Source organism: Thermomicrobiales bacterium, from assembly GCA_023954495.1.
Lineage (GTDB): Bacteria > Chloroflexota > Chloroflexia > Thermomicrobiales > CFX8 > JAMLIA01.
Window position 1 is genome coordinate 1 of record JAMLIA010000107.1, and the last position, 9,493, is coordinate 9,493.

Below are 9,493 nucleotides of genomic sequence, written 5' to 3' on the forward strand. Positions count from 1 at the left end.
GAAGGGCCAGTGTTGCACAATCCCCTGCGCTCGCGAGAGCAGATCCGAGCATTACGTGATATCGATCCCGCAACTGACTTGAAGCCAACCCTCGACGCGCTGTCGATTGTTCGGCGCGAGCTTGATGGCAAGGTCGCGCTGATCGGGTTTGCGGGTGGTCCATTCACGTTGGCGAGCTACGCGATAGAGGGCGGCTCATCACGCAATTATCAGTTTACAAAGACGTTGATGTATCAGGATCCGGACACATGGTTCCTGCTGATGGACAAGCTGGCGACGATGACCAGCGCGTATCTGAGCGCGCAAGTCGCGGCAGGCGCGCAGGTCGTTCAGGTCTTCGACTCGTGGGCGGGAGCGCTATCGCCGGCGGACTACCGACGGTTTGTCCTTCCGGCGACGCGGAAGATCGTCGAGACCGTCAAGGGAACGGGCGCGCCAGTGATCCTCTTCGGCACCAATACGGCCGGGACATTGTCGGATATCGCATCGGCGGGCAGTGATGTCGTCGGTGCGGACTGGCGAATCCGACTCGACGATGCCTGGCGGCTGATCGGCGAGGATCGCGCGATTCAGGGTAACCTCGATCCGCTGCTGCTATTCGCGCCACACAACGAGATCAAGCACCAGATTCGGGCCATACTCGATCAGGCCGGTGGTCGACCCGGACACATCTTCAATCTCGGCCACGGAATCCTGCCGCAGACACCGGTTGATGCCGTCCGCGCCGCCGTTGACATGGTCCATGAAATGAGCGCACGCGAGCTGGAGACGACCGCTCGCTAGACATCGGATACCCAGGATGGAGGACTCCACCATGAAAACGATCGGCGTCCTGATGATGGCCTATGGCGGGCCAAACAGTCTTGACGATATCGAGCCGTACCTCGCGGACATCCGCCACGGTCGGCCAACACCGCCCGAATTGCTGGCTGAAATCACCGAGCGCTATCGCCTGATCGGCGGCAAGTCGCCGATCCTGCAGATCACGACCGCGCAGGCAAAGGGCGTCGAGCAGCGCCTGAACGAGCACGCGCCCGAGGGACTCACCTTCCGCACCTACGTCGGCATGCGTCACTGGCATCCGTACATCGACGAGGTCGTCCCGCAGATACTGGCCGACGGCGTCGAAGCGATCGTCGCCATCGTCATGGCACCCCATTTCAGCCGGATGAGCGTTGGCGCCTACCTCGGCAAGCTGAACAAGGCGCTGATCGAGCATGGGGCAGACATCCCGGTCATCCCGGTCGAGTCGTGGAAAGACGAGCCGGCCTTCATCGATGCCGTTGCACAGCGCATTCAGGACGCACGACAGCGGTTTGCTGACGATGTGCGCGAGGATGTGCCACTGCTGTTCACCGCGCACTCCTTGCCAGCACGCATCCTTGAGTCAGGCGATCCCTACCCGACAGAGCTGCAAACATCGGTGGATCTGGTAGTTGAGAAGCTCCAGCCACGCAACTGGCACTGGGCGTTTCAGAGCCAGGGCGCGACGAGCGAGCCATGGCTTGGCCCAACAGTCGAGGACACGCTGGCAACGCTGGCCGAGCAGGGCTACAAGAATGTGCTGTTCGTCCCGATCGGCTTTGTCTGCGACCACGTTGAAGTTCTGTTCGATGTTGATATCGAGCACAAGGAACAGGCCGAAGAGTTGGGCATGCATCTGGAGCGCATTGCAATGCTCAACGATGATCCCGGGCTAATCGAGGCTGTGTCGAACGCGGTGCAGCGAGCCGTCACTCAGCCTGTGGCCGGTGCCTGAGCGATGGCAACAGTCGGCGTCATCGGGGCCGGCATCGCCGGCCTCTCTGCGGCCTGGACGCTGCGCAAGCGCGGTATCGACGTTCGCGTTTTGGAGGCATCCGACCGACTCGGCGGCAAGATCCGGACAGAACACGCTGACGGACTCCTGATTGACGCCGGGCCAGATTCATTTCTGTCATCGAAGCCGCCCGGACTGGCGCTGGTGAGTGACCTGGGACTCACCGACCAGGTCATCAGCACTTTGCCGGATGGTGGCGGCACCTTCATTCTTCACAACGGCAAGCTGGAGGCGCTACCGGAAGGCATGACGCTGCTCGTGCCCGCAGATCCGCGCGCGATCATGAGCACACCGCTCCTCTCTCCAATTGGCAAAGTTCGCCTGCTTGGTGATTATGTCATTCCGCGTTCGCGCAATGACGAAGACGAATCGGTCTCGTCATTCATGCGCCGTCGCGTTGGACGCGAGGCATTTGAGCATCTTGCCGAACCACTGCTATCGGGTATCTTCGCCGGTGACGCCGACCAGCTGTCGATTCTCGCTACGTATCCCCGCCTGCGAGCCACCGAGCGCGAGCACGGCGGCCTCATTCGTGGCGCGATGGCGATGCGCAAGCAGATGACTGGGACTGCGCCGACTCGTCCGTACACGCCGTTCGTGTCGTTGCAGGGCGGGCTGGGTCAGATCATTGACGGGCTCGCCGATGCGATCGGTCGTGAACGCATCGCGATGCAGACACCCGTGTGTGCGATCAGGACTGCACACCGAGGTTACGTCGTGACAACCGACGCCGGTGAAGAGCAGTTCGACGCGCTCATCCTGGCAATACCTGCTCCGGCGGCTGCAACGTTGCTCGCGGAGATCGACCCCGAGCTGTCTTCGCTGACTGGCACGATTCCGTACATCTCGAGCGCGACGATCTCGCTCGCATTCAATGCCGCTGAGGTTGCAGGCCAGCAACGCGGACGCGGGTTTGTCATCCCGCGCCGTGAGGGGCGGACCCTGACCGCCGTGACCTGGACATCGAATAAGTTCGGCGGCCGGGTACCAGAGGGACAAGCGCTGCTGCGCGGATTCGTGGGCCGTGCCGGCGACGAAGCTCCAGCGCTACTACCGGACGACGAGCTCATCCCGATCATTCGGCGGGAACTTGCCGACATCCTGGGGATCACGGCATCACCGACGACAGTCAGGATCTTTCGCTGGCCGAAGGCGATGCCCCAGTACACCGTCGGCCACCTCGACCGGCTGCGCAGCATGGAGCACCGTCTGGCGACGCTGCCCGGCCTGAGACTGGCAGGAGCAGCCTATCGTGGCGTTGGCATCCCGGACTGCATCGCCGACGCGACGGCGCAGGCGACAACAATTGCAGACTGGCTCGCGCCAAACGCGACCGAGGCTCAGTCGGCCGAAAGGCCAACGATCTCGGCATAGCGCAATACAGTCTGGATGTGATCCTCCGGCGAGCGCCCCTGACCCATAGTGTTGATCGACAAGTGGGTTGCGCCTGCGTTGCGCCAGGCCTCGGTGTCGATTAGCCAGCGCGCCTCGTCGTCTGGTCGCAGGCTGATCCGGCCTTCCATACCGATCGCAGCCGGATCACGCCCTGCTTCGGCGGCACTCTGCGCGATGATCTCCATGTCGCGGCGCAGAGCGTCGTCCGGCATGCCGCGGGGGAACCAGCCATCGCCCATGCGCCCGATTCGGCGCATCGTTGCCTCGACGTACCCGCCCATCCAGACTGGAATCGGCTGCTGCACCGGGTGTGGTTTGATTCCTGCCTCAGGAATGCGATGGTATTTGCCGGAATAATCGACGACAGATTCCGTCCAGAGCTTGCGCATGACGTCGATCTGCTCCTCTATCCGCCGACCGCGCGTGACGAACGATTCGCCGAGAGCTTCATACTCAACGGCGTTCCAGCCCACGCCGACGCCGAGGCGCAGACGTCCGCCCGACAGCACATCAATCGCGGCGGCCTGCTTGGCGACCAGCGCAGTCTGCCGCTGCGGCAGGATGAGGACGCCGGTCACCAGCTCCAGCTTCGTCGTAATCGCGGCGAGGTAGCCGAACAGCACGAACACCTCATGGAATGCATCGTCGTTGCTATAGGCACCGCGCCAGTCCGGACGGTTGTCCAGCCCCGCACCGAGGACATGGTCGTAGACCAGCAGGTGCGAGAACCCCACCTGCTCGACCGCTTCGGCATATGCCCGAACCGTTGCAGGCTCTGGGCCGATCTCTGTCTGAGGAAAGACAACGCCAATTCTCACCTGTACCTCCAACATGGTGGCTTCGCCTGAAGGGCGACCGCAGTCGTCGTCGCTTTCAACGCACGCTCATGCCGGATTGATTCCCGACGAATTCGTTCGATCCTCCATTCGCTATACTGGAGCCATGCGACGCCAGTATGATTCGCCAACCGAAGCCGTCCTGCCTGAGCCAGCTGCACGTGTCGCCCGGCGTGCGCTCACCGAGACGCGCCTGCGCGGTCTGCCTGCCGCCGAGGAGTATCGCGTCATCACCGACCGGCTCTATGGTGCGGGCTTCCGTGATTTCCCCGCCGGAACCGTAATCCAGTGGATCGAGACAGAAGTCGCGGCAGAGTACGAGCACCTGCTGGAAATCCGCGCACTCGGTGAGAAGGTGTATTCGCGCCTGGCTTCCGGTGACCTTGCTTCAGCCGCCTGGGAAATCGCCTGTCAACTGTCGCCATCCGAGCGTGAGCGCCTCGCCGCCGGCATCGCTCGCCTCATCGAGCACGATCGCGACGAGGTCATCGAGCCAGCGATCCCGGATACCGTCTGATTCCTGTCGGCTACCCGCCAGCAACCTGTGGTGTCTTCCGCCAGCTTGACAGTGTGCGATGATGCAGCCGAACGGCTGTGCCACCAGCTGGCAAGAGACGAAAGGACTTTCTGTCGTGACTGACATCGCCCTTCGCGATCTGGCACCGGACATCATCCTGACCGGCGGCCGGGTGGTGACGATGGATCCCGATATGCCCGAAGCGACCGCCATCGCCGTCAAAGACGGGCACATCCTGGCGGTCGGCAGCGACAGCGCGATCGAAGATCTCGCAGGCCCCAGCACGCGCCGAGTCGCTCTGGGAGGCCGCCTCACGATCCCCGGCATCATCGATACACACAATCATCTCGTCATGACTGGGACTGGGTTGAACGAAATCGGCCTCTATTCCGTGCGCTCGATTGCCGAGATCAAGGAGCTCGTTGCCGAGCGTGTGCGGACATCCCCGCCCGGCGCATGGATTCTGGGTCGCGGCTGGGACGAAAGCCTGTTGTCGGACAAGCGTTTTCCCAATCGCCACGATCTTGATGAGGTAGCGCCAAATAATCCGGTCGTCCTTGATCGCGTTTGGAACATGCTGCTGGCGAACACCGCAGCACTGCAAGCCGCCGACATCGGTCGCGACACTCCCGATCCACCGGCTGACGCGCTCTACGCCGGACGCATCGAACGCGACGAGCGCGGCGATCCAACCGGCATCTTCCGCGATCGCGCCAAGGAGATGATCAAACGCGCCGTCCCGATGCGGACACAAGCTGACATCGAGCATTCGATCCGCACAGCCTGCCGTGCCTTCAACGATCACGGCATCACATCCGTGAGTGATCCGGGGTTGTTCCCCGAAGAGATTCGGGCGTATTCCAACGTCCTCAATGCAGACGCGCTGACGGTTCGAGTTGGCATGTGCATCGGCGCGTGGGGCTTTGGCAACGCCGACGAAGAGCAGACCATCGAGCAGCGCGTTATCTCGACCGGCGTTGCATCCGGCTTCGGCGAGCCGCTGCTGAAGTTCGATACGGTCAAATTCATGCCCGACGGTGGCGTTGGTGACCGGACCGCGCTCATGTTCGATGCATACGCGGGCGAGCCCGGCAACTTCGGCCAGTTCGTGTTCCCCGAACGTGACCTCTTCGAGCACGTTGCCTGGTGTCACGACCTGGGCTGGTCGATTGACTGCCACGCCTGCGGAGACCGAATGATCGAGCTCGTCGCCAAAGCCTACGCCGCTGCATACGACAAACGCCCCGATGCACGCATGCGCCATCGACTGCATCACGCCTACCTGCCGACTCCGACGGCGCTGCAGCTCATGCGCGACTACCGGATTCCGGCGCTCCCGACAATTCCGTTCCTGACCAACCTGGGCGAGAGCTTCGTCACGAGCCTCGGCGAGGAGCGTGCGTCGAAGATCATGCCGCTGCGCAGCTACATGGAGGCTGGCGTTCCGCTGGCACTCAGCTCGGACTCACCTGTCACGACGTTCAACCCGTTCGTCGGTTTCTACAGTGCGGTCACGCGCAAGACGGTGTATGGCCGAACGCTCGGCGAGGACGAACGGATTTCTCGCGAGGATGCACTGCGCCTCTACACGCTTGACGCCGCACGCGTCACTGCCGAAGATGACATCAAGGGATCTCTGACGCCCGGCAAGTTCGCAGATATCGCCGTCCTCGATCGCGACATCCTGACCGTCGACGAGAACGACCTCGCTGGCACGCGAGCGGCGATGACGCTCGTCGGTGGTCGCGTTGTTGTTGACAAGCTCTCAGGCGCTGCCTGAGCCACCCGGCAGGGAGGAGTCGGACACATGCCCCTCTGCTACTACCGGCCACGCGAGGCCGCACATTCAAACCAGATTCTCGGCTGGGTCGATGCCGAAACAGAACAGATCACCCCACTGGACTCGTCACTCGCCGACCTCCTGGAGATGGGCGGCGAGCAGCGTCACGAGCAAATCAATGATGAGATCGCAGCAGCCGGTGCCACGATTGCGTTGAGAGACGCGCACTTGCTGCCACCCGTTGATGAGCAGGAGATCTGGGCGGCTGGGGTCACCTACGAGCGATCACGCGATGCGCGGATGGAAGAGTCGCAGACCGACGATATCTACGATCGTGTCTACGATGCTGAACGGCCGGAAGTGTTCTTCAAGGCCCCGGCCTATCGCTGCGTGGGTCCGTGGGATCAGGTAGCGATTCGCCACGATTCTGGCTGGAACGTCCCCGAACCTGAACTGGCCGTCATCATCGACGGTCACGGTGAGGTGGCCGGATACACGATCGGCAACGATGTCTCGTCGCGCTCGATCGAGGGTGAGAATCCGCTCTATCTCCCGCAGGCCAAGGTCTACACCGCGAGTTGTGCTATGGGTCCCTGGATCATGCTGCCGCACGAGTTGCCGGACCCGGGCAACGTCGCGATCTCGATGCGTATCGAGCGGGACGGGGAAGCGATCTGGTCCGGCGAAACGTCGACAGCGCGAATGCACAGAACCCTGGACGATCTCGTCGACTGCCTCTTTGCGGCGCTCGAATTTCCGGTCGGTGTCGTGCTGCTGACCGGCACCGGCCTGGTGCCGCCAGCCGAATTCACGCTTGAACCGAACGATCTCGTTCACATTGAACTGGAAGGGATTGGCACGCTCACAAACCATGTCCGGCGACTCCCGCAACGACAGAGAGCACAATGACCGGCACAAGCGTGATCGCCTGGGACGACGTCCCATCGACCGAGGTATTCGCGGGCATCTACCGTCAGGCGGTCGTATCAGACGAGGCAACCGTCGTGCGCTACATCTATCATCCCGGCTGTGTGTTCCCCGAACACCGGCACCCGGAGAGCCAAATCACCATCGTTCACTCCGGCGAGATCGAGTTCACGGTTGGCGGTGATGTGATGACGCTGCGCGCGGGTCAGGTCGCGCTAATTCCAGGAAGCACGCCACACGGCGCGCGCGTGATCGCAAGCGAACTCGTGGTCACGGACAACTACATTGCCAGCGCCAACCGCACACCGCTTACGTTTGATGAGGAAACGACGTGAGCGAGGTTCCGGGCAGAAGTTGAACGCGAACCAACTCGCCGTCGGCGAGACGATCGCGTTCTTCGGGGATCACGATCAGGCAGTTGCTGTCGACGAGCCCGCGAATCATCGCCGAGCCCTGCCGCAAGACTGGTCGCACCGCCAGTCGCCCCTCATGCGCCGTCAACTCACCACGCATAAATGTCCTTCGGCCTGGGCGGTCGGTCAGCGCAGTTGTCAGAACCGCGTCGATCTCGCTAAGCGTCGTGTCTGCAACACCAACCAGGCGTCGAATCGCAGGCCATGCATATTGCAGGAACGACACATACGCCGCAGCAGGGTTGCCCGGCAGGCCGAGCATCGGAATCCCGTTGATCGTACCAATCGCCAGCGGTCGGCCGGGCTTCATTCTGACCTGGCAGACGGCAACGCTCCCATCGGCGCGCAACACGTCCTTCACCATATCGAAATCACCGGCCGAAACACCGCCGCTGGTGATCATCAAGTCAGGCGTCCTGGCGTCGGCGAGCCGCGAGCGAATGTCTTCGGCCGAATCTGCCGCGATGCCGAGCGCATGGGGTTGTCCCCCAGCGAGCTGAACGAGCGCGGACAGCATCGGCGCATTGGCATCCCAGATCTTGCCCTGCATCAACGGCGTGCCAGGCGGCACGACTTCATCACCCGTGGACAGGATTGCAACCCGCGGGACGCGGCGCACCGCGACGTGTGCGGTCCCGACCGCCGCCAGCGCTCCGACCAGCGCCGAAGACACAATCTCTCCAGCAGAAGCGACGACGGTACCCGAGACGATGTCCTCACCAGGGTTTCGGATGTTCGCGCCAGACGTGATTCCCTGAGGCACAGCGACACGGTCGCCTTCAACTCGAACCAGCTCGAATGGGACAACGGCATCTGCACCGTCAGGGACCTGCGCTCCTGTCATGATCCGGATTGCCTCGCCCGATTGAACAACCGTGTTGTTGGTTTCTCCGGCAGCCACCTGCCCCACTATCCGCAGCGTAACCGGCCCGTGGGAGCTGTCGGCTGACTGGATAGCGTAGCCATCCATTGCGGAATTGCGAAATGGAGGGATGGACACTGGTGCCACGATGTCGCCGGCCAAAGCCAGCCCCAGTGCGTCAACGAGCGGAACAGTGTGCGGCGAGAGCGGATGAACAAGGGAGAGCATGTGACCCTGCGCAACGTCGACGCCTATCGGCTCGGCGCAGGTCGCAGCAATCGGATCCCAGGTCATTCCGCTCCCGACTTTCCGGCGATCTAGAGGTTCTTCATCGCTTCGACGAGGCCACGCACTGCGTCGGCAGAATTCTGCAGCGCAGCATTCTCCGCCTCGCTCAGGCTCAGCTCAATGATCTGCTCCACGCCGTCCGCACCGAGCTTGACCGGCACGCCGACAAACAGGCCGTCGACGCCGTACTCGCCCTCAAGCCGAACCGAGCAAGGCAGGACGCGCTTCTTGTCGAGCATGATCGCGTCGACCATCTCCGCCGCCGAGTTGCCCGGGGCGTAGAACGCCGAGCCGGTCTTCAGCAGCGAGACGATCTCCGCGCCGCCCGAGGCGGTCCGTTGAGACAGCGCCTCGATGCGATCCTCCGGCAGCAGCTCAGTGATGGGAATGCCCGACACCGTCGTGTAGCGCGGCAGCGGAACCATCGTGTCACCGTGTCCGCCGAGCACGAGCGCCTGCACGTCTTCGACTGAAACGCCAAGCTCCATCGCAACAAATGTGCGATAGCGCGCTGAGTCAAGCACGCCAGCCATGCCGATGACGCGCTCCTTCGGGAAACCAGCGGCATCGAACGCAGCATGACACATCGCATCGAGCGGGTTCGAGACAACGATGATGACGCAATCGGGGGACGCGGCGACGACCTGCTTCGTCAC

General features: G+C 62.6%; 10 protein-coding genes. 7 read left to right on the forward strand and 3 right to left on the reverse strand.

Annotated features, from left to right (window positions below; translation table 11 throughout):
* The 3 genes from M9890_14555 to hemG form a co-directional block, all read left to right on the forward strand.
* Window positions 1-783 (forward strand): uroporphyrinogen decarboxylase (locus M9890_14555; GenBank protein MCO5178173.1); only part of this gene is annotated, 783 nt, incomplete at its 5' end.
* A gap of 31 nt (window positions 784-814) precedes the next feature.
* Window positions 815-1,759 carry a ferrochelatase gene (hemH, locus tag M9890_14560; protein MCO5178174.1) on the forward strand — a complete coding sequence of 315 codons (945 nt, stop codon included), beginning with the start codon at window positions 815-817 and terminating at the stop codon, window positions 1,757-1,759.
* Between the two features lie 3 nt (window positions 1,760-1,762).
* Window positions 1,763-3,193 carry a protoporphyrinogen oxidase gene (hemG, locus tag M9890_14565; protein ID MCO5178175.1) on the forward strand — a complete coding sequence of 477 codons (1,431 nt, stop codon included), beginning with the start codon at window positions 1,763-1,765 and terminating at the stop codon, window positions 3,191-3,193.
* On the opposite strand, the gene M9890_14570 is transcribed toward hemG, so the two are convergent.
* Window positions 3,160-4,032, reverse strand: a complete 873-nt coding sequence (locus M9890_14570) for an LLM class F420-dependent oxidoreductase (protein ID MCO5178176.1) — start codon at window positions 4,030-4,032, stop codon at window positions 3,160-3,162. The genes hemG and M9890_14570 overlap by 34 nt on opposite strands.
* A 124-nt stretch (window positions 4,033-4,156) precedes the next feature.
* Here M9890_14570 and M9890_14575 point away from each other — a divergent pair, with 124 nt between their 5' ends.
* The 4 genes from M9890_14575 to M9890_14590 all read left to right on the forward strand — a co-directional run bounded on the left by M9890_14575 (window position 4,157) and on the right by M9890_14590 (window position 7,609).
* A complete protein-coding gene (locus M9890_14575) occupies window positions 4,157-4,567 on the forward strand; it encodes a hypothetical protein (protein MCO5178177.1) in 411 nt (136 codons plus the stop codon).
* A gap of 115 nt (window positions 4,568-4,682) precedes the next feature.
* A complete protein-coding gene (locus M9890_14580; GenBank protein ID MCO5178178.1) occupies window positions 4,683-6,347 on the forward strand; it encodes an amidohydrolase in 1,665 nt (554 codons plus the stop codon).
* Between the two features lie 27 nt (window positions 6,348-6,374).
* Window positions 6,375-7,256 carry a fumarylacetoacetate hydrolase family protein gene (locus M9890_14585; protein ID MCO5178179.1) on the forward strand — a complete coding sequence of 294 codons (882 nt, stop codon included), beginning with the start codon at window positions 6,375-6,377 and terminating at the stop codon, window positions 7,254-7,256.
* A complete protein-coding gene (locus M9890_14590; GenBank protein MCO5178180.1) occupies window positions 7,253-7,609 on the forward strand; it encodes a cupin domain-containing protein in 357 nt (118 codons plus the stop codon). Before M9890_14585 ends, M9890_14590 begins: the two co-directional genes overlap by 4 nt.
* On the opposite strand, the gene M9890_14595 is transcribed toward M9890_14590, so the two are convergent.
* Both M9890_14595 and M9890_14600 read right to left on the reverse strand, forming a co-directional pair.
* Window positions 7,584-8,843 carry a molybdopterin molybdotransferase MoeA gene (locus M9890_14595; GenBank protein ID MCO5178181.1) on the reverse strand — a complete coding sequence of 420 codons (1,260 nt, stop codon included), beginning with the start codon at window positions 8,841-8,843 and terminating at the stop codon, window positions 7,584-7,586. The genes M9890_14590 and M9890_14595 overlap by 26 nt on opposite strands.
* A 23-nt stretch (window positions 8,844-8,866) precedes the next feature.
* Window positions 8,867-9,493, reverse strand: a 627-nt coding sequence (locus M9890_14600; GenBank protein MCO5178182.1) for a malate dehydrogenase, incomplete at its 5' end; no start/stop codon positions are given.